The 18752-nt window shown below is 59.4% G+C and carries 20 protein-coding genes and 2 pseudogenes; 14 read left to right on the top strand and 8 right to left on the bottom strand.

Features of this window, described 5'->3' with window-relative positions; all coding sequences use genetic code 11:
- Positions 1-73 precede the first annotated feature (73 nt).
- Positions 74-949 carry a LysR family transcriptional regulator gene (locus ACS5Q1_RS27075; RefSeq protein ID WP_473101082.1) on the top strand — a complete coding sequence of 292 codons (876 nt, stop codon included), beginning with the start codon at positions 74-76 and terminating at the stop codon, positions 947-949.
- 267 nt (positions 950-1216) lie between these two features.
- Here ACS5Q1_RS27075 and tnpC read toward each other — a convergent pair whose 3' ends face one another.
- Positions 1217-2728 carry an IS66 family transposase gene (tnpC, locus tag ACS5Q1_RS27070; RefSeq protein ID WP_473101104.1) on the bottom strand — a complete coding sequence of 504 codons (1512 nt, stop codon included), beginning with the start codon at positions 2726-2728 and terminating at the stop codon, positions 1217-1219.
- Positions 2729-2796: 68 nt separating this feature from the next.
- Between tnpC and ACS5Q1_RS27065 the strand changes: the two are divergent.
- Positions 2797-2901: pseudogene (locus ACS5Q1_RS27065) on the top strand (IS5/IS1182 family transposase); the annotation flags it as partial.
- 303 nt (positions 2902-3204) lie between these two features.
- The gene (locus ACS5Q1_RS27060; RefSeq protein ID WP_473101081.1) at positions 3205-3483 is read left to right on the top strand and encodes a hypothetical protein; all 279 of its coding nucleotides are present in this window, start codon (positions 3205-3207) and stop codon (positions 3481-3483) included.
- A gap of 381 nt (positions 3484-3864) precedes the next feature.
- On the opposite strand, the gene ACS5Q1_RS27055 is transcribed toward ACS5Q1_RS27060, so the two are convergent.
- Positions 3865-4659, bottom strand: a complete 795-nt coding sequence (locus ACS5Q1_RS27055; protein WP_473101080.1) for a dienelactone hydrolase family protein — start codon at positions 4657-4659, stop codon at positions 3865-3867.
- A 337-nt stretch (positions 4660-4996) separates the two neighbouring features.
- Here ACS5Q1_RS27055 and ACS5Q1_RS27050 point away from each other — a divergent pair, with 337 nt between their 5' ends.
- Positions 4997-5572 carry an MOSC domain-containing protein gene (locus tag ACS5Q1_RS27050; RefSeq protein WP_473101079.1) on the top strand — a complete coding sequence of 192 codons (576 nt, stop codon included), beginning with the start codon at positions 4997-4999 and terminating at the stop codon, positions 5570-5572.
- Between the two features lie 539 nt (positions 5573-6111).
- On the top strand, positions 6112-7368 hold the full coding sequence (locus ACS5Q1_RS27045; protein WP_473101078.1) for a serine hydrolase domain-containing protein: 1257 nt from the start codon (positions 6112-6114) through the stop codon (positions 7366-7368).
- Between the two features lie 316 nt (positions 7369-7684).
- On the opposite strand, the gene ACS5Q1_RS27040 is transcribed toward ACS5Q1_RS27045, so the two are convergent.
- The gene (locus tag ACS5Q1_RS27040; protein ID WP_473101077.1) at positions 7685-8401 is read right to left on the bottom strand and encodes an IS6 family transposase; all 717 of its coding nucleotides are present in this window, start codon (positions 8399-8401) and stop codon (positions 7685-7687) included.
- 172 nt (positions 8402-8573) lie between these two features.
- On the opposite strand from ACS5Q1_RS27040, the gene ACS5Q1_RS27035 reads away from it, so the two are divergent.
- The gene (locus tag ACS5Q1_RS27035) at positions 8574-9092 is read left to right on the top strand and encodes a hypothetical protein (RefSeq protein WP_473101076.1); all 519 of its coding nucleotides are present in this window, start codon (positions 8574-8576) and stop codon (positions 9090-9092) included.
- On the opposite strand, the gene ACS5Q1_RS27030 is transcribed toward ACS5Q1_RS27035, so the two are convergent.
- Complete coding sequence (locus ACS5Q1_RS27030; protein WP_473101075.1) at positions 9061-9426, bottom strand: hypothetical protein; 366 nt, start codon at positions 9424-9426, stop codon at positions 9061-9063. The genes ACS5Q1_RS27035 and ACS5Q1_RS27030 overlap by 32 nt on opposite strands.
- Before the next feature lie 1078 nt (positions 9427-10504).
- Here ACS5Q1_RS27030 and ACS5Q1_RS27025 point away from each other — a divergent pair.
- Positions 10505-10750 carry a hypothetical protein gene (locus tag ACS5Q1_RS27025; RefSeq protein WP_473101074.1) on the top strand — a complete coding sequence of 82 codons (246 nt, stop codon included), beginning with the start codon at positions 10505-10507 and terminating at the stop codon, positions 10748-10750.
- 279 nt (positions 10751-11029) lie between these two features.
- Here the strand turns inward: ACS5Q1_RS27025 and ACS5Q1_RS27020 are convergent, their stop codons facing one another.
- The gene (locus ACS5Q1_RS27020) at positions 11030-11542 is read right to left on the bottom strand and encodes a Ros/MucR family transcriptional regulator (protein ID WP_473101073.1); all 513 of its coding nucleotides are present in this window, start codon (positions 11540-11542) and stop codon (positions 11030-11032) included.
- A gap of 726 nt (positions 11543-12268) precedes the next feature.
- On the opposite strand from ACS5Q1_RS27020, the gene ACS5Q1_RS27015 reads away from it, so the two are divergent.
- A complete protein-coding gene (locus tag ACS5Q1_RS27015) occupies positions 12269-12478 on the top strand; it encodes a hypothetical protein (RefSeq protein ID WP_473101072.1) in 210 nt (69 codons plus the stop codon).
- Between the two features lie 163 nt (positions 12479-12641).
- On the opposite strand, the gene ACS5Q1_RS27010 is transcribed toward ACS5Q1_RS27015, so the two are convergent.
- A complete protein-coding gene (locus tag ACS5Q1_RS27010) occupies positions 12642-12845 on the bottom strand; it encodes a hypothetical protein (protein WP_473101071.1) in 204 nt (67 codons plus the stop codon).
- Positions 12846-12855: 10 nt separating this feature from the next.
- Positions 12856-13071, bottom strand: coding sequence for a DUF1059 domain-containing protein (locus ACS5Q1_RS27005; protein WP_473101070.1), 216 nt, complete (start codon positions 13069-13071; stop codon positions 12856-12858).
- 244 nt (positions 13072-13315) lie between these two features.
- On the opposite strand from ACS5Q1_RS27005, the gene ACS5Q1_RS27000 reads away from it, so the two are divergent.
- Entirely contained in the window at positions 13316-13780 is a 465-nt protein-coding gene (locus tag ACS5Q1_RS27000; RefSeq protein ID WP_473101069.1) for a helix-turn-helix domain-containing protein, read from the top strand.
- Positions 13781-13991: 211 nt separating this feature from the next.
- Here the strand turns inward: ACS5Q1_RS27000 and ACS5Q1_RS26995 are convergent, their stop codons facing one another.
- The gene (locus ACS5Q1_RS26995; RefSeq protein WP_473101068.1) at positions 13992-14825 is read right to left on the bottom strand and encodes an IS5 family transposase; all 834 of its coding nucleotides are present in this window, start codon (positions 14823-14825) and stop codon (positions 13992-13994) included.
- Between the two features lie 223 nt (positions 14826-15048).
- On the opposite strand from ACS5Q1_RS26995, the gene ACS5Q1_RS26990 reads away from it, so the two are divergent.
- The 5 genes and pseudogenes from ACS5Q1_RS26990 to ACS5Q1_RS26970 all read left to right on the top strand — a co-directional run.
- Complete coding sequence (locus ACS5Q1_RS26990) at positions 15049-15738, top strand: transposase family protein (protein WP_473101067.1); 690 nt, start codon at positions 15049-15051, stop codon at positions 15736-15738.
- A 48-nt stretch (positions 15739-15786) separates the two neighbouring features.
- Positions 15787-16719 (top strand): Mu transposase C-terminal domain-containing protein, encoded by a 933-nt coding sequence (locus tag ACS5Q1_RS26985; protein ID WP_473101066.1) that lies wholly within the window; start codon positions 15787-15789, stop codon positions 16717-16719.
- Positions 16661-16963, top strand: a complete 303-nt coding sequence (locus ACS5Q1_RS26980; RefSeq protein WP_473101065.1) for a TniB family NTP-binding protein — start codon at positions 16661-16663, stop codon at positions 16961-16963. Before ACS5Q1_RS26985 ends, ACS5Q1_RS26980 begins: the two co-directional genes overlap by 59 nt.
- A 329-nt stretch (positions 16964-17292) precedes the next feature.
- Positions 17293-18336 (top strand): lysyl oxidase family protein, encoded by a 1044-nt coding sequence (locus ACS5Q1_RS26975; protein ID WP_473101064.1) that lies wholly within the window; start codon positions 17293-17295, stop codon positions 18334-18336.
- Positions 18337-18495: 159 nt separating this feature from the next.
- Positions 18496-18624, top strand: a pseudogene (locus ACS5Q1_RS26970) (IS6 family transposase); the annotation flags it as partial.
- Between the last annotated feature and the right edge of the window lie 128 nt (positions 18625-18752).

Raw genomic sequence — 18752 nt, 5'->3', positions numbered from 1 at the left:
GGGCTGGAGCCCTATTGCTTTTATAGGCTATAACCTATATGTTTCACCTATGCCGAACGTGACGCTCCGCCGAATGGAGATCTTCGTCGCCATTGTCGACGAGGGTAGCTTTGCTGCAGCAGCCGATCGCTTCGGGATCGCGCAGCCCTCAGTCAGCGAGCATATCCGGGCACTCGAACGCGATGTCGGCGGCGAAGTTTTTGAGCGGAGACGCGGCCGAAAACCTAGCCTAACAGATCTTGGGCGAAGCGTACTTTTCCATGCTCGAGAACTGCTGGCCGAAGCAGACGACATGCACGCCGAGGTAGTAAAGATTCGTAAGTCCACCGGGCAGCGCGTTGTCCTTTCCTGCCAGCGCTCGCTCGCCAATTTTGTGCTGAAGAAGCAAATTACAGACTTTGCTCTTTTCCACCCTGAGATCCAGCTTGTCGTACGTATTGGCAAGCAGGAGGATGTCATTGAGGAGGTTCGTGAAGGCGTTGCTGACGTTGGTTGCTTCCTTAGCAATGACGAGACGCGAGGTCTGCGCTCCGAAGTGATCGGAGCCGAGAAGCTTGTTTTGGTCGCCTCGCCGTCCCACCCACTCGCAGATCGAAAGCGAGTCAAGGCACGCGAAATTCAACGCTGGGATTTTGTCGCCCCACCTCCATCCTCACTCTTTGGTCGCGCCGTTACGAAACTCCTTGCCTCAACTGGCATCAGTGACATCAAGGTGGCTGCTCAGGCAACCGAATATCAGTTTCTTCGCGAATTCGTGGCGGCCGGTGTCGGCATTTCCTGCTCTCCTGTCCGAAGCGTCGAGGCGGATGTTGCATGCGGTCTGCTCACAGTCTTGGACTTCGATGGTCCAGAGTTGACCTTTCAGATCCGGCAGATCGCGTCCCTCCGGCGCCTGCCGTCACCGAGTACCACGTTGCTTATGGATTTTTTGCGCGAGACGACGTGCTGAGGCACTGCGGATTGTAGTCGTGAAGCTTGATCAGGCGCTGTCAACTTGACGCCGAGTATTCAAGGCTGTCGCCAGCGAAACTGCTAAGTCAGTCCAAGTTAACTTACGAGGGCGGTCCCTGTCGCATTGCGCCAGATGGTGAAGGCGTGATCACGAGCAGCTCTGTACTCGCTGGCCGAGAGACAGTGACGGCAGAGTTGAAAGGTAAGCGTGGCGTGATGGCCGCGGGCTGGGACCGGATAGTGTCCACTAATGGCCAAGTGGACACTAAGACCGTGGCGTCCAATTCCATGGAAGCAGTTCGTCGACTCTGTTGGCCGGATGATCAGCGATGCGCTCGATGACATCGGCAAGATAGGCTTGTGGGTTGATGCCGTTCATTTTGCAGGTTTCGACGATGGTGTAGATGACCGCTGTGCGATCGCCACCGGCATCGGACCCGCTGAAGAGATAGTTTTTCCGGCCCAGGGCCAAAGGTCTGATGGCCCGCTCAGCGGCATTGTTGCTCATCTCAAGCCGCCCGTCAGTGGCGTAAACCGTCAGCGCCCTCCAGCGGGAGGTCATATAGCGGATCGCCTTGGCCAATTCGCTTTTGCCGCTGATGCGCGCGAGCGTCGTGTCGAGATGGCTCTTCAGGATCTCCAGAAGAGGGACCGACCTGGCCAGGCGTGCAGCGAGCCGCGTTTCCGGGTCCAAACCGTTGATCCCGGCTTCGACCGCAAACAGGTCGGAGATGAGGTCCAATGCCCTTTCCGCCGAAGGCGAGCGATTGCGCAGGAACTCGTTATAGAGATCGCGGCGGGCGTGGGCCCAACAGGCCACCTGGATCAGGCGCGTCTTGCCGGTGAGTGGATTGCCAGCATAGAGCTTGTCGAAGCCGGCATAGGCATCGGCATGCAAGAAGCCCCGGCATTGCGACAACAGGTGCTGGGCACGCTCCCCTTTGCGATCCGGAGAGTAGGCATAGAACGCCGCGGGCGGTACGGCCGATCCCCATGGACGTTCATCGCGCACAATCGTCCAAAGCCTGCCGGTCTTGGTCTTGCCGCGTCCAGGGTCGAGGACTGGAACGGGGGTGTCGTCGGCATGCACCGTTTCACCGGCACGGGCGTGGGTTCCGATCCTGTCACTCAAGACCTGAAGCAGCGCTGCCATGGCCCCGACCCAGCCGGCCAGCGTCGAGCGATCGAGATCGACGCCTTCGCGAGCATAGATATCACTCTGGCGATGCAGGGGAAGATGATCGCAATACTTGGAGACCAGGACATGCGCGAGAAGGCTGGGACCCGGTCGACCGCGCTCGATCGGCAACGAGGGCATCGGCGCCTGAATGATCGTCTCGCACACGCGGCAGCTCAACTTCGGACGAAGGTGAACGACCCGCTTGAAGTGCGAGGGCACATATTCCAGCACCTCACGTTCATCCGTGCCGATCGTGCTGAAGATGCTTCCGCCGCAATTCGGGCAGGTGCAATCCGGCTTGTGCACGATTGTCTCACACGGCAGATGGGCCGGTAGAGGCTTGCGGCCCAGAGACGACTTTGACGTCGCGCCAGCCGATGGTGAGGATGCGACTGGCCGCGCTGCCATCCTCTCACTATCAGCATGAGCCTCGCTCTCCTCCAGATCGGCAATTGCCAGTTCCAGTTGCTCGATGAGATGGTCGAGTTTCTCCGAGGAGCGGCCGAAGCGGGCGCGCTTCAGGCTCGCGAGCTGCGCCTTCAGCTTCTCGATATAGAGGTTCTTGGCATAAAGCTCCGCCGGCTTTGTTGCACGAATGGGCGATTTGGCGGCCGAAGCTGGATGGCCTAGGAGGGCTGGATCCTCCTTGATCCTGGATCTCTACTGTGCCGTTCAAGTCCAATGCCGCTCGCCGTCACCATATCCCCAAGCAACGGCACCGGGTGACGAATTGGGCGGAGTACGATGCCGCCAAGGAGCTGAACGGCGCCTCGATCTGCACCCAACAGGGCACCACGACCGAGCTGAACCTCGCCGACTACTTCCGTGCCAACAACATGAAGTATGAAGTGGTGGCCTTCTCCAATTCTGACGAGGTCTTCGCAGCCTATGTTTCTGGTCGCTGCGACGCTCTCACAAACGATGTTTCTGGCCTTTACTCCGTTCGCCAGAAGGCTTCCTCTCCCGACGATCATATCGTTCTGCCCTAGATCATCTCCAAAGAGCCGCTTGGCCCGGCAGTCCGCCACGGCGACAACCAGTGGGGCGATATCGTCCGCTGGACCCACAATGCCATGCTGAACGCCGAAGAGCTTGGCGTGACCAAGGCCAATGTCGAGCAGATGAAGACCTCCGAGAACCCGGAGATCAAGCGTCTTCTCGGCACCGAGGGCAAGTTCGGGGAGGCCATCGGCCTGACCAACGACTGGGCCGTCCGCATCATCAAGCACGTGGGCAATTACGGCGAAGTATTCGAGAGGAACGTCGGCGAAGGCTCGCGCCTGAAGATCAAGCGCGGCCAGAACGCGCTCTGGACCAAGGGCGGCCTGCAATACGGCATCCCGGTGCGGTAAGGTGCCAGGAGGCCTTTCCAGCAGGTATTATCTTTGCGGGACCTGAGGAGAAGCGGATGCCTGCGCGGGCTCCAGGTTCCGGTTATTTGCCTGAAGGTCCGGAACGGGTTTTGATTGTGTCAAAACGCTGACGTGTCACTCAATGAAGCAATTTTGTGTCGTGCAGGACTGAGTCGACCGGATATTTCACGGTGCAGACGCATGAAGTTGTTCAAATAGTGCGTCGAGATCGGACTTATTTGAGTTTTGACACAGCCAGGGCCAAACGTGGCGTGATGACAATCGTCTAAACGTCCGCTCCCTGCTCAAATGTGGAAGTTTGGATCACCTGAGGCCTTGCACCGTAGCGTCGGCTGACGCCACGGCGCTCGGAGAAACTCGCTACTTCTGAAGGCTGGCGTTGAAGAACTTCAGTGCCTCGGCCTTCGCCTCCCGATCCGCCTGCGCGTCAAACCGGAGCGGCAGGTTGAACTTTTGGCCGAGCTCTGTGGCCTCAGGGTTAGTGAAAGCGTGCACCGCGCCCGGGTACTCGATGACCCGGTACTCTGCTTTCGCTGCATCAAAGTCCTTCTTGAGCGCCTCGTACTCTTCGCGCTTGACGAAAGGGTCATCTGCACCATTCAGGACCAGGATCTTCGGCTTGACCGTGCCCGGCGCCGGTGCAGGGGTATTGAGGCCAAGCGTGGCGTGGAAGCCGGCAACCGCATCGAGGTCGGCGCCGGCGCGGGCCATATTCAGCACCACAGCACCGCCAAAGCAGTAACCGACGGCGCCGATGCGGGCTGGGTCGACCGAAGGATGCTTGGAGAGTTGGGCCTGCGCGGCGTTGAAGCGGCCCTCCATCACCTTCGAGTCCTTCATGACGAGAGTCGCGAGCGCGCCGGCGTCATTGGGATTATCGGTGACCTTACCGTCGCTATACATGTCGGCAATAAAGGCGGTGTAGCCCTGCTGCGCGAACTTCTGCGCCTCGTTGTGGATGTGCTTGGTGATGCCCCACCACTCGTGCACCAAGATGATGCCGGGACGCTTGCCTTGGCTCGCGTCGTCATAGACGATGAAGCCCTTCATGGTGGTCGTGCCGTCCTGGTAGGTGACCGGCTCCTCCTTGATTGCCGCGTACGCGCTTGTGGTCATCACCAAGGCACAGAACGCTGCTGCGATGATCGTTCGCATAGGGATCTCCTGCTGATTTGCGGGGACGGAGAAGCCTCGACGCCTCCCGGATGCGCAGCGCCTAGCTTCCATCCCGTGGTGATACTGCTCCTTTCCAAGGGTCATGGCTATTGCCAGAGCACTTATGCAAGGAGGTCCGCTCGCGCCACGAATGCAGAAGTTCGGATTAGGTCAGCCTCGTGCCATTTTCAGACCTTCAGAGCCTGGAGTCTGTTGTGCGCTATATCCATCGAAGGGCTTACGGCAGAATTTCGGGTAAGACCGTTTACCGAACCTGAGTGTTGGGTAAAGTCAGAGGTCAGCAGGTGGTTGGCACGATGTACCTAGAGGAGCCACGATGACTGAAGCGAATTCCCCACCCATCGTGGTGTCCGTGCATGCCAACGACAAACATTCATTTAGCAAAACCCCCAAGGAAGTCATTCGCCTCATCGAGAATTGGGGCGTCGAAGGCGACGCGCATGCCGGTCTGACAGACCAGCACCTCTTTCACATCAGGAGTTTCGGGCAGACCCCGAACCTGCGGCAGGTCCACCTCATTCAGTCGGAGACGCTGGAGTATGTGGCCACCAAGGGCTACATCGTTCGCCCTGGCGACATCGGAGAAAACATCTCTACGAAGGGCGTGGACCTGCTGTCGCTGCCAACCGGCACGAGATTGAGGCTTGGTCCCGAAGCGGTCATCGAACTGACTGGTCTCCGTAATCCCTGTATCCAGATTAACAACTTTCAGCCTGGGCTTGTTGAACACCTGGTCGAGCGGCAGCCTCAGGGACTGGTCCGCAAGGCTGGCGTCATGAGCATCGTTCTCAAGGGCGGAGAGGTGAAGCCCGGCGACACGATCTCCATTGAACTCCCTCCGCTTCCTCACACGCCACTTGTCTACGTAAAGCCGACTGCTGAGCGCGTGTGAAAACCGACCGCCGATTTCCGATAACAGGGCGTTGCGGAATGCACTGCCACGTAATGGTCCGCTCGGGGTCAGGCAGCGACGATCCCCTGCTATTCGCGAACGTCTGCTCTGACTGCGTTAGCTGCCCTCAGCTTAAGTTCTCAGATGTGCCCTGAGCGGTCGTTGTCATGTGGCTTCTCCGAAGTTCCTTGGTCTCTTTTACAGTTCGCTGTCCTAACCGAGTGATCAGGTCGCCCGTCCCGACACGATAAATTCCTTACACCCTGCGACCCGGGCTGGGAGGCAGAGATCGCCTACGTGCCCGGTGCAATGCTCGTTGTTTCAATCGTCTGCCTCATTCACTTGCGGAACCCGATTGATGCGGCCTCGTCCTGCCGATCCGTTGCCGATTGGCAGTGGAAGCGGACGGCGCCTTTCCGATGAGTGCAGTCGCACGCGTTGAGAAGCCGGAACGGCCCTGCTAAGGTCCTGCTTCGGGATTCCGCAGAAGAATCCAGCGTTAAGCCAAATGCACGCCAATGGGGGCGTCAGGGAAGAAAATGTCCGGTTCAATCTGTCCAATCCACCGCATCTCGCTGAAAGCGCTCAGCCTCTCATCCGTCCTGACAACCGGGCTGTTGCTCGGCGGGGCGAATGTCACGCTCGCCCAGGATGTGTATCACCACGCCAACGAGCCGATCGGCAATGTCGAGCAGATCTACGACGGGGCGCTGACCCCTGACCTCGCGGTGAACACGTTCCGCAACATCGACAGGCTGTTCCCGACGCGGACGATCAAGGCAGGCGGATCGCCGTCAGAGCTGCCCAGGTCGGAGAAGGAACTCGGCAAGGTTGTCGCTGATATCAAGGGTCAGAAGTACGACCTTTACGACTACCTTGCTCTCAACCAGGTCACCGGGCTTCTTGTTCTCAAGGACGGCAAGGTCGTCTACGAGACCTACCAGCGCGGGAACACCCCGAAGACGCGCTGGATGTCCATGTCCGTTGCCAAGTCGATCTCCTCGACTCTGGTTGGTGCGGCCGTCAAGGATGGCCTCATCAAGAGCCTGGATGACAACGTGGTCGACTACGTTCCAAGGCTCAAGGGAACCGCGTACGACGGTGTCACCGTCAGGGACGTCCTCATGATGTCCTCAGGCGTCAAGTGGAACGAGAAGTACACGGATCCCGCTTCAGACCGCCGGGCTCTGCTGCGGGCCCAGATCGCCCAGAAGCCCGGCGGGGCGATGGACGTCATGGCCGCCCTGCCGCGTGCTGCGGAACCGGGGACCGTCAACACCTACAGCACGGGCGAGACCCAGGTCCTTGCCGAGATCCTGCGCGGCGCAATCAAAAAGCCCCTCGCCGAGTACCTTTCGGAGAAGATCTGGGTACCCGTCGGCATGGAGGCCGACGCCAAGTGGTGGCTTGACTCGCCGGATGGCGTCGAGATCGGCGGCAGTGGACTCAGCGCGACATTGCGGGATTTTGCACGCTTCGGCCAGTTCTTCCTCGAGGACGGCAAGGCCAAAGGCACGCAAGTGCTGCCGGAGGGATGGACGAAGGAGGCCAGCTCGCCGAAGACGCTCAAGGGTGGCAAACCTCTTGAGTACGGCTACATGTGGTGGACGGGCTGGACCGATGCCGCCAAGAAGGACAATGCCTTTACCGCGATCGGCATTCAGGGCCAGGCCGTCTACATCAATCCGGCCAATAACGTGGTGATCGCGCAGACCGCTGCGGAACCCAAGCCAACGGGGAAGGCTGCGGTCGACCCGATGGCGTTCTTTGACGCCATTGTCGCGACGCTGAAGTAGCTCGTCGCCGGGGAAGCGCCCCTGCCACGAGCAGGGGTGGCTTCACGCCGCGGTGCATCGGCAATGTCCGGCATTGGAAAGGCCTCGATGTCACCAAGCTGCTCGGTGCGTTTCCGCTTCAGTTCCTCTTCAACTCTCACGTAGCACACTCCAGGAGTGGAGCCGGAGTCTACATGATGGGCCGGATCAAGTCGGGTAGCATTTGATATCGAATACCACAATCGTATGGGGTCCGCTCACCGCGCAAGTCCGGACATTCGGGGGTTCCGTTGCAACTCCTGACGGAAGTCAAGCGATGGCCAGATAAGGACGCTGGTTACGAGGCTAGGCCGAATAGGGCAGGAATGAAGTCGCGTTGAGCGCCCATGTCATTCGCTGGTGCATTTACAACCTGTCCCTTACGGATCATCGCCATGGCTTCATAACCTGCAAGCGTCTGCGAGGCGGACGTGAAGCTCTTGAAGCCCAGCCCTGGTCGAACCAGTCGTTTGATGCGCCGGTGATCCTGCTCGACAATGTTATTTAGAAATTTTACCTGCCGGAGTTTGGTAAAGCGCCAGAGTTCTCCACCCCGCTTCATAGCATTCGCCGCAATAGGATAGGCCGCATTCTTGTCGACCGTGATGGTCCGCGGATTGACCGTATGTGCCTGCTTCAGTGCTTTCCGGAAGAACCGCCGTGCGGCAGCCGTATCCCGCTTGGGCGAAAGCAGAAAGTCGATGGTTTGCCCAGTCGCATCGACGGCGCGGTATAGATAAACCCATTCGCCCTTCACTTGGATATATGTTTCATCGACACGCCAGGAGCCGTTGGTCATCCGCAGGTGCGGACGGATGCGTTTGTCCAGTTCCGGTGCGTAAGCCTGGATCCAGCGAAACAAGGTCGTGTGGTCCACTTGCACGCCGCGATCCGCCAGCATGCGCTCGAGATCGCGATAACTGATCGGGAACTGCAGGTACCAGCGGACCGCCCACAGAATGATCTCCGCCGTGAACTGTCGACCTTTGAACAGGTTCTTGTTATTTTGCTTCACTGCCAACCCCGCTCGCCACCCTCGTGGCGTAACTCAGGTACAGCAAGCTTCAAAGCTGCAACAGATCCTCTAAGAGTTACTCCTTCAGCGGGTCTACCTGACCGCTGGCCACGAGTGCAGGATCCCCCTCGGTCAACATCGTGCCGTGATGGATACTGTTGGGAGGTCCCCGATGTCACGTTCACAGACCAAAGAGATCCTGCGTTCTACCAGCTGTGCAGTTGTTGTCGCCGTTGGACTTGGCATCGCGTCAGTCACAGGTACTGTCGCGTCGCCAGAGGACGAAATCGCCCGGCTCAATCGGGTTCGCGCCAATCTGTTCGAGGAACTGGTAAAGACCCGCGGGGAAGCCGCTTCCGCCCGGGCCGAGCTGGAGGCCGCCCTCAAGGCGCGCGATACCGCCGAGGCTGAACTCGCTCGTCTGAAGCAGGAGACCGTCAGCGCTCAACCTGCCACCCCTGGGCCAAGCGCCAAGGCGAAAGCCGCGCCCCAACGCCGCGCCGCGGCCCCCGGAACCACGGGATCCCTCCAGAAAACTGTCACGGCGAGCACACAGCAACGGGCCGTTCGCAGCAGCCCTGCACCGCGGGCCGTCGCCCGGCAACCAGATCGGGCTGCGCGCCAGTCAGCGGCGCCGGTCGCTCGGGGACAGGAGTTGCCTAGCGTGCTGCGCCTGCAAGATCCGCAATAGTCGCCTGCCCGCGAGCGTCGATGCGGCATTCAATGACGCCCTGGCGGGCTTCCCGCCCGCTCGAACGTGAGTAGACGATTCCAACCTCCACCGGCGCCCGCTGACCGCTTCGGGTGCGCCGCATTTCGCCGGCGCTGGTCGCATCCACCCGGATCAGCTCTGCGCCCATCTCGCGTGCGTGCGGGCGAGCCGCCGCAATGGCAGCCTGCCGGCATCTTTCAACCACTTCGTTGGGGGTACCTGGACGATACTGGAGTTTCGGGATGACTGCCCGCTCAGCCGCGTAGCCGGCGCCGAATCCAGCGGCACCAAGGAGGAGAATGACCCACAGCATGTCTATCCACCAAAAGCGCCCTGCGAGCACTGGGCCAGGGCGTCATGACCGCCGCTACAAGAAGTTCTCACCTGGGCTGTCAGTTCCTTATCCTGGAGTATGATAACGGCTGCTGTGGCATGGCGCTCGCAAGCGGCCGGCGGACAAGGCCTTGGCCTTAATCGCGGCCGTGTTCCTGACGCACTCGTGGAAGGTCGCCCACCAGCAGCGCACGGCCGAACGTGTCGCGTTTCGACTTGGCCAGGCTCCGAAACGCGTTGTCCGGCCTCACGGTCTACGAACAAGACCCGATACGCCAATCCGGAAGCGGGGGATCGCTAAACTTCAGCCCTGCCGGAACACATTCTGGGCGGCTTGTATCCATGGTTGGACGCGGCGGAGAAGCGATGGACCCGGTTGTTTCTGGATCCGTGGTATTATCGAATTTCTGGGACCAGAGGTAATGTTGCCACCACGTGCCAGAGGCCGTGTCCTCGGTTGGGGTGTTCTCGGCTGCGCCAACGGAGAGAGTAAGGCCGGCCAAGAGCACTGCTGCTGCGGGAATTCTGAAGCCGATCATTGTTGCCTCCACGATAGGACCGAAAATTAATCCGCCTGCGACCAACAGCGTTCCCACTAGGCTATGATCTTTGTTCTTCTAAGCTGGCTGTGCCGATGTTCCGTAACTCCCGTTTCGCGAAATTGAACACAGAGACTGCACAATAGCTGTGCGGCCAGCCCAGCATGGAAGGAAGTTACAGCGGTTGAGGTTGCCCACGCGCACAAGCCGATGTCGGCGATCAACCCGCCCCATTTCAAGGCACGGGCTAAGGTGTCGTTGGCCGGCATAGGATCCCTCGGTTGAAAACATCCGGTGTGGTAAAATGGGCTGCATAACGAGGAGGGAGGTATGCGGTCGAACCGCCATCAACCTTACCTCATGGTACCGCCCAGCCAGTCAGTAGTCTTGGTCACAAGACCCCGATCTTCTGGCCTTCATATGTTGGTCATCTCTGCCCTTGTTCTGCTGTCATCCCCGGCCGCAGGCCAGACACGCGAACCGCAGCTGGCTGCTTTGGACGACTTCGTGGCGGCCAGAATGCTGGGCACCAAGTGTCCATCCTGGCAGATCGACTCGTCCGAGGCTCGCACACGGTTTGCTCAACTCAACCTTCAGCCTGCTGACTGGCAGGAGGGCGGACGCCACGCCACCTTCTTCGACGAGCGCCTCTCCTACTATGGCAGCCTTCTATCTCGGATGTCAGAGACCCGTGCCTGTGGGGCGGCAGAAGAGGCCTTCGGACCCAATGGGCGCGTCCGGAAAGACTGGATGAAACGGCAGTGAAGAGCGAAGCCGATCCCCGCCCATCACCTCTGATAGTCTACCCGTCTCGTCAACCTTTGGAGTTACCGAGCACCTCTGCGCTGTTCCCTGGTTTGCCAAAAGCGGTTTCCACCAAGTTTATTGCCTGTCTACAACGGCATCTACATCGCACGATCCCGGCTAAAGGCAGAAGCAGACCGGGTTAGGCTGCAAGCCTTGAAGGGAGGGATAGGCAAGCGTCGCCTGAGTTAGATGGTTGGGACGGCGGTTTGCTAAACCACCCAGAGAGATCCTCGTAGCTTACTCGCTGGTCTTCCTCTTAGAAGGTGCGTGGCGCTTGGGCTTTGAAGCCGTAGCCGGAGCCATTGCGGCCTTCGCCGGTGCTGCAACTGCTTTCGCGTCGGTCTTCCTCCGCCGCTGGCCGAGGCCGCTGCTTCTGGCGAGTTCAGAGCGCTTCTGCGCGTAGTTGGGTGCAACCATCGGATAATCGGCCGGGAGCTCCCACTTTGCACGATACTGCTCGGCCGTCAGCCCTAGCCTCCCGAGATGGCGCTTGAGCGTTTTGTACTTCTTTCCGTCTTCAAGGCTGATCAGGAAGTCAGGCGTGACAGACTTGCGAATCGAAACGACCGGCTGCAACTGCTTCTCAGGCTCCAGCTGCTTGGGAGCTACCAACCTCTCGAGCGCAGCATGTACGGACGCGATCACGGCCGGCAGATCGGCCCGGCGAACTGCATTGTTCGCAACGTACGATGAAACGATGTCGGCGGTGATGCTTGGAAGATCCGGCTTCTGCTGCTCTGACTGATCCATAACTCATCCAATACCAGGAAAGGCAAGGCGCAATCAGTTAGCCAATTACGTTGCAGGGTCAAGCCATGTGGACACACCAGCACCTGCCAAGAGAAATCCAGCACTCCGGTTGAGTGCAGCAGGATCGCACAGCCAGACGAGGCGACCGACCATTGATCCCATCGGTCGCCATCCACGAAGCCTGGACCGCAAGGAATCATCTCAACGAGCATAAGCTTTTCTCAGACCTGTCGGCTATCCAACTGACGCCCCGAGCAAGGGGGTAGGTACGCAGGTTGAACCGGCTCCGTGGTTAGCAGCGGCGGGCAGCACCTTGAAGCGCCCTGGAAACGGTGGCGCTTTCCTTTTATCGGTGGCGCTTGCTCATCGGGCTAGAAGAGAGCCCGTGCGCTCTCCGGTCCGGTATCGGATCGATGTAGTCTACCGCCCCAAGATACGCCACGAGCGCCAGCAGCAGAGCTCCAACCGAGACCACCAATATCATGAGACCGTCCGTCGTAGCTGCCCCCAGCCTGGGAGAGACTATTGTCCCTTCGTGGGATCAAGATCAACGCATCTGCCGGGGTAATCCCTTTGTCATGAGATCCGGTTCCGTCGGGGCGTGCGCATTCCACGCCGTGGGTTGGCTTGCCTAGGAACACGCCCTGCCTCGATGCGTTCCCTGATAGGGCCAGCTTGGCAATATATTGGAATGGTTGCGCTGGGCCTCCTCGAACGGAGATATCCATGAGCAAACTCGCAACACTGATGGGCTTCATCTTCCTGGCTGTCTCGTCAGCCTGGGCACAGACCCCACCCACTGCTCCCGGCACTCCTCCGGCCGGTGATGCCGGAGCAGCCGGTGGCGGGATCATGGACTACTGGTGGGTTATTCTGCTGATCATCATTGTCGTCGCAGCCATCTGGTACTTCACGCGGCGCGGCAGGAGCGTGTAACTGAGCGCCTCCTCCAGGAACGGGAACACGGCGTCAAGCGTTGTTCAGTAGCCGTTTTGATGCTCACGACTGGCCCCTGTAGCCAAGAACCCGGCCATGTGCCGGGTTCTTTTTCGGCTCTGGCTCGTTGTTCCCAACATTCCATCAAGGCGCTTCTGCGAAATTACGTCTCGGTATGGGCCATGCCACGGCTCAAGGAGATGATCGACACGTTCACTGCCTTGGCCAATTCCAGATCCTGCTCGCGCGCTTCTTCCAACGTGCGGCTCGTCAAATCGCCGGGCAGTCGGCCATCCAGATCAAGATCCGAAGACTCCCTGTGGCCAGCAGTGGCCAAGGCAACGCGCCGCGATGTCATCCAAGCCACGCTTAATTCATCATGCGGCGCGGCTTGGGGCCTCCTCAGACGGCATGCCATCCTTGATGGCGCCTCTGAGTTGATCCCGCAGTTCGGGTGTGTCCTGATGCCCGTGCACGGCAACGGCATGCTGGACCGCCGCCTCCAGGAGTTCGCCCTCAGTATCGGCAATGATGATGAGCGAGCAGTTCATCTCACTCGGAAAGGCTCGGCAGTCGATGAATTTGCGTCCCATAGTGTCCTCCCCGATTGGGAGATATCAAGCAGCCCTTCCATTGCATCGATTGACGGCTGCTTCGTTCCCAATATACCCCTCTGGGGCTATGCCATAAATGCCTTAAGTGGCTGGCGCGGGTGCTCACGGAGAAGATGGCCGAGATGAAGGCCATCGGCCCGCGCGCGATGGTCGCGTTCAACGACGCGCTCTCGGAGGAGGCCATGGAGATCCATCCGCTGCGCTACATCCCGGAGAGAGCGTGATGCCCGCCGGACGTCCGACCAAGTACGATCCCGACTATCATCCCGAGCACGCGTACAAGCTGGCCCTGCTCAGTCACACCGACGAAGAGATAGCTGCCTTCTTCGAGATCGACATCACGACGTTCTACGAGTGGAAGCGGCGGCACGAGGAGTTTTCCCAGGCAGTCACGCGCGGGAAGGTGCCTGCGGACGGCAATGTCGTCATGGGCTTCTACAAGCGCTGCACCGGCTACGATATCAAGACCGAGAAGATTTTCTGCTTCCAGGGCGAGATCATCCGGGCCGAGACAACCACACACATCCCGCCCGATCCCGGTGCGGCGTTGAACTGGCTCAAGAACCGCCAGCCCGACAAGTGGCGCGACGCCAAGCAACTCCAGGTCGAGGACCAGGACGGCACGCCGGTCGCCTTCCCCATTGTGCGCGTCTACAGCCCGAAACCGCAGGAGCCCGATGCGGCATGATGCTGTCGATTGGATCGGGCTCTTGGCCATCGCCATCGCGCTGCACGGCTAGCATCACGGCTTCCAGCCGGTCTATCCCGGCGACCTGATCTCGCTTTGAGGGAATAAGCCTTTTGAGCCTCTTGGCAGCGTTGGATCGGAAGTGTCCGTTGACATCTTGGTGTGAGACATCGTGGTGAGCGTTTTCAAGCACTTAGAGGCTGGTGAGCAATTATCTTTCGCCTTTTCGCGTGAGACGGCGCAGCAGGATGCGGCTCATCGCGAGATAGAGCAGCATCTCGCCGGTTTCGACGAAGCGCTCATAGTCCTTGGCGAGGCGACGATTGGTGGTCAGCCAACCGATGGTTCGCTCCACCACCCATCGGCGTGCGAGCACCTGAAAGCCGCTCGGGCGCGTCGGTGGCTCTGCGTCAATCCGCATCCAGGTTCCGCCGCTCCACCAATGCTGCGGGATGGATAATCTCCAGCCCAGGGCTTTCTGAAGCCAGTCCCGCAAACCTCGATAAGCGGTGTCTGCCCACATCAGCTCGATGGCCGGAAACAGATGCTGCAGACCCTCCAACAAGACCTCAGCTCCGGCGCGGTCATGGATGTCGGCGGGCTGCACCTTGTTCTTCAGCAGATTGCCTTGCGTATCAACAAGAAGATGGCGCTTGCGGCCCTTGATCTTTTTGCCACCATCATAACCACGTGGTCCGCCCATCTCGGTGGTCTTGACTGACTGGCTGTCGAGGATCGCCGCACTCGGTTGAGAAGACCGGCCGATCGTGCGCCGATATCTCTCGCGCAGCGCCTGAGTGATGTGCTCCCACGTGCCGTTCTCGCGCCACTGAGCAGAATGGTAGAAGACGGCGTAGCGCGGGGGATATTCGTGCGGCAGCATCCGCCATTGGGCTCCTGTCCGGAGCAGGTAGAAGATGGCGTCGGCGATGCGCCGTAATGGATAGGTCTGTCGTCGCCCGGCGGGGTGGCTACGGGCGATCAGCGGCTCAAGCAGCGCCCATTCCGCATCGGTGAGATCACTGGCGTAGGAACCGGCATCCATGGCAGGGCTCCCGGATCGTCAAACAGCCCAAATCCACCGCAGCGGCCCAGCACCAAACCTATGTTGAATCAATCACTTGGATCGAGCAATAAAATTGCTCACCAGCTTCTTAGCTTTGAGCACTTAATTTGGAATTATACATTTAATTTGAGAATTTGATTGGCTTTGTACATTTCTTTTGAGACGATTGCCTCCCAACGTTGGCGTCATTTTTGAGGGCAGGGTGAGCGACGAGGAGCGGCATCGGCGATGGGCCGAGGGTTGTCGCCGTGAGACCGCCATCCGTGAATTGCTCAACCGTCATGAAGGCAATCGCCTCAACAGCAGCGATGTTGCAGATGTCGCGTGGGAGCTAGGGGTCAGCCGAGCTACTCTGTACCGGCTGATCGAAGCCTACCGAACCGCCCAAACGGTGCAGGCGCTCGAACCGCGATCGCGTGGGCGGCGACAAGGCACGTTCGTGCTCGATAAAGCGCGCGAGGCGCTCATCGCCAAAATGATCCGGGAGATCTACCTTCACCCCAGCCGCCCGACCCTGACCTACCTCGTCGAGCAGATCCACGCCCGTTTTGCTGCAAAGGGCTGGCCTGCACCCGACAGACGCACGGTCAAAGCGCGGGTTGATGCCATTGATCGGCGCGTCCGCGCGCTTAAGCGCCGCGACACGCAAGGCATCAAGGCAACCCGGGCCATTCCTGGAGACGTCGCCACGCGCCCTCTGGAGATTGTGCAGATCGACCATACTCAGGTTGATATTTTTCTTGTCGATGAGGTCACCCGTAAGCCAATCGAGCGCCGCCCCTGGCTGACGCTTGCAATCGACATCTTCACGCGGATGGTGACCGGCTTTCATCTGTCGCTCGATCCACCGTCGCGGGTCTCGGTTAGCCTGTGCATGCTGCACGCGGTCTAGGATAAAACGGCATGGTTACAGGAGCGAGGAATCGATACGGTCTGGCCCGTGGCCGGGCTGCCCGAAACCGTGCATGTCGACAACGGTGCAGACTTCCGCTCGCGTGCCTTCGTCGGAGCATGCCGGAATGAGGGCATCGCAACGGTCTGGCGTCCGCCCGGAACACCTCACTATGGCGGTCACATTGAGCGCCTCATCGGCACCATGATGGGGCGCGTTCACCTCCTGCCGGGTTCGACAGGGAGCAATCTATCCCAGCGCGGTGAAATCGACCCGCAGAAGGTCTCGGCACTGACCCTTCGCGAACTGGAGTGTATCATCGGGTGGGAGATCGCGGGACGCTACCATCATGAGATCCACCGTGCTCTTCAGCGCCCGCCGATCGCGGTCTGGCGTGAGAACGAGGCGAGTCTGGCGCTAAGGATGCCCCTGGACCGCATGGCATTCTGGGTTTCCTTTTTGCCCGATGTCCACCGCAAGCTTCGGCCCGACGGCGTCCACCTGCACGGAATTGCCTACTGGTCGACCGTCCTCTCAGCCGATGTCGGCCGGCTCGATCAGGAGGTCCTTATCAAATACGACCCTCGGGATATCTCACGGATCTTCGTGCAGCGTCCATCAGGGCATTTTGTCGAAGCCCGGACCCGCAATCTTGCCTTTCCTTCCCTGACGCTGCGGGAATGGACTGCAGCGCAGCATCGCCAGCGCGCGACAGGGCGAGCCGAGCGCAACACGGACCATTTGCATCGGACGGCCCTCGCTCAGCGGCGCATTATTGACGAGGCTATCCAGAAGACGGTTCAGGCGCGCCAGAGACCTATGGACGCGCTGAACTCTTTCGGGGATGGCGTCGAATTCGGCTCGCTCAAGGGTATCGACTCGCGTCAACCTACGGCTCTTGAAGCCGCGGAGAGCCGTCAGCATGATCGACACGCCAGCCCACCTGACCGAGGATGCCGCACAGGTCCTAACCAGACCTGACCACGAGCGGATCTACTTCATCCGGTCGAAGCGCTGGATTCCATACCCGCGGGCCCGGCAGGTGCTTAACCAGTTCGAGTATCTGCTTGCCTTTCCTCGCGCGACCCGGATGCCCTCGCTCGCAATCTATGGCGACAGCGGCATGGGCAAGTCGATGATTGTCGAAAAGTTCAGGGATGATCACTCGTCCGTTCGATCCTCAGCCACCAGCCCTAATCCCCTCCTGTCTCCGCTAATCGCCTAAGTATCCCATTTCTGGGTGGTGTCGACGTCGGATGAAGGAGAACTCGGCCCCGCAGAGCGGTTCTAGCCTGTTCCACAAAGGCGCTTCCGCGGAATTGGCGTACTCACGCACCGCAGGGCTGTTCTAGAGAAATGCTCCACAAGGTTTAATCCTCACATACCATCAGTATTATCCCTCTTAATATCTAGTACCTATTAATAGAGAATTGTTCAGATGATTGGCTGTGAGAAATTCGCTTGTCGATTATTTTTCGCAAGTCTGTGATGCCCCTGATGATTCACTCAGTAAGGCTTGCTACTGCTGCCGGCTCATAGTCAATGGAGGTAAGTATGGGCGTCAATCTTCGGCCGATGGCGCGTGACTTCTCTATCAGTAGAGAGACTTTCACACCTACCAGTCATGATGTCGTGGATGGCGTGATCACAACGGGAACGCATAAGCTGTTGCGCTTCGACTTCGCTTCATACAACGCGGGAAACAAGGCCTTGGACGTCGGGCGGCCGGAGGACAACCCAGACCTGTTCGTATTTTCGTCCGGACACGGTCACTACCACCTCACAGACTTCAATAAGTATACCCTGTTCGACTCACAGGGCCGGAAAGTCGGGGACAGTTATAAGCAGGCGTTTTGCCTCACGGACACAACACCGGTGAGCTCCTCGGCAGACCCCGTTGCCTTTTACACCTGCGACTACCAAGGAATTTCGGCAGGCTGGGCGGACTGGTACCAATCCACCCTCCCGGGCCAGTACATCGCTATCGATGGGCTCCGGAACGGGATCTACAGGCTGCAGGTCACAACAGATTATATGAACTACTTCCAAGAAGATTACGAAAACGACAACACAATTTCGATTGGGCTTAAGATCAATGGCAACAAGGTGACTCGGTTTGACCCCTTCTGGGGCGGCAGCGGGAACGACAGGCTCACCGGCGGGTCTGGTAACGACAAGCTGTACGGCCAGTCCGGCAACGACCATCTCGTCGGCGGATCGGGCAACGACACGCTCACCGGCGGCTGGGGATTGGACGCGTTCGTGTTCGATGCCAAACTCGGCACCAGCCGTACCGATCGCAAGGTGAACTTCGACAAGGTTGCCGATTTCAGCGTGAAGGCTGACTCATTCTGGCTCGACAACGCTGTCTTCAAGAAGCTCGGAGGCAAGGGTTCGGAGGACCATCCGGCCAAGCTGAAGAAGGCGTTCTTCACCATCGGCGACCATGCCCAGGACAAGAACGACTATCTTATCTACGACGGCAAGACGGGCGTGCTGTCCTATGATGCCGATGGCTCCGGGGCGAAGGCCGCGGTGGAGTTCGCCGCGCTGAAGAAGGGTCTGAAGCTGTCCTACCACGATTTCTTCGTCATTTGACGGGCAAAAGAAAAGCTCCGGGGGGATAGGACCCACCGGAGCCTAAAAGCCTGTCAGCGAGGCTGTTTTAGCGGGGCTGACTGCCCTCCACGAAGCGGGGGCTCCGTTGCATTAACCTTGGCAGTTTAATGAAGGGCGGCCAGTCGAGGAGCCGTCCTGTTGTCCCTGTTCAAGCGCCGTCGCTTTCCCGTCGAGATCATCCTGCTGTGCGTGCGCTGGTACTGCAAATATGGCATCAGCTACCGGGATCTGGCCGAGATGATGCAGGAGCGCGGTGTCAGCGTGGACCCCTCTGGCCTGCCCCCTGAGAAGTGGTCCTCCCTGATGTATGGCTTTCAAGCCGAATGGAGGACAAGCGAATGAGCAAGAAGAGACACACGGCCGAGGACATCGTCGCGAAACTGCGGCAGGTGGAT

It is taken from the genome of Microvirga sp. GN3 (assembly GCF_055792825.1).
Note: the sequence above shows the minus strand (reverse complement) of the source record. Positions and strands in the feature narration are given on the sequence as shown.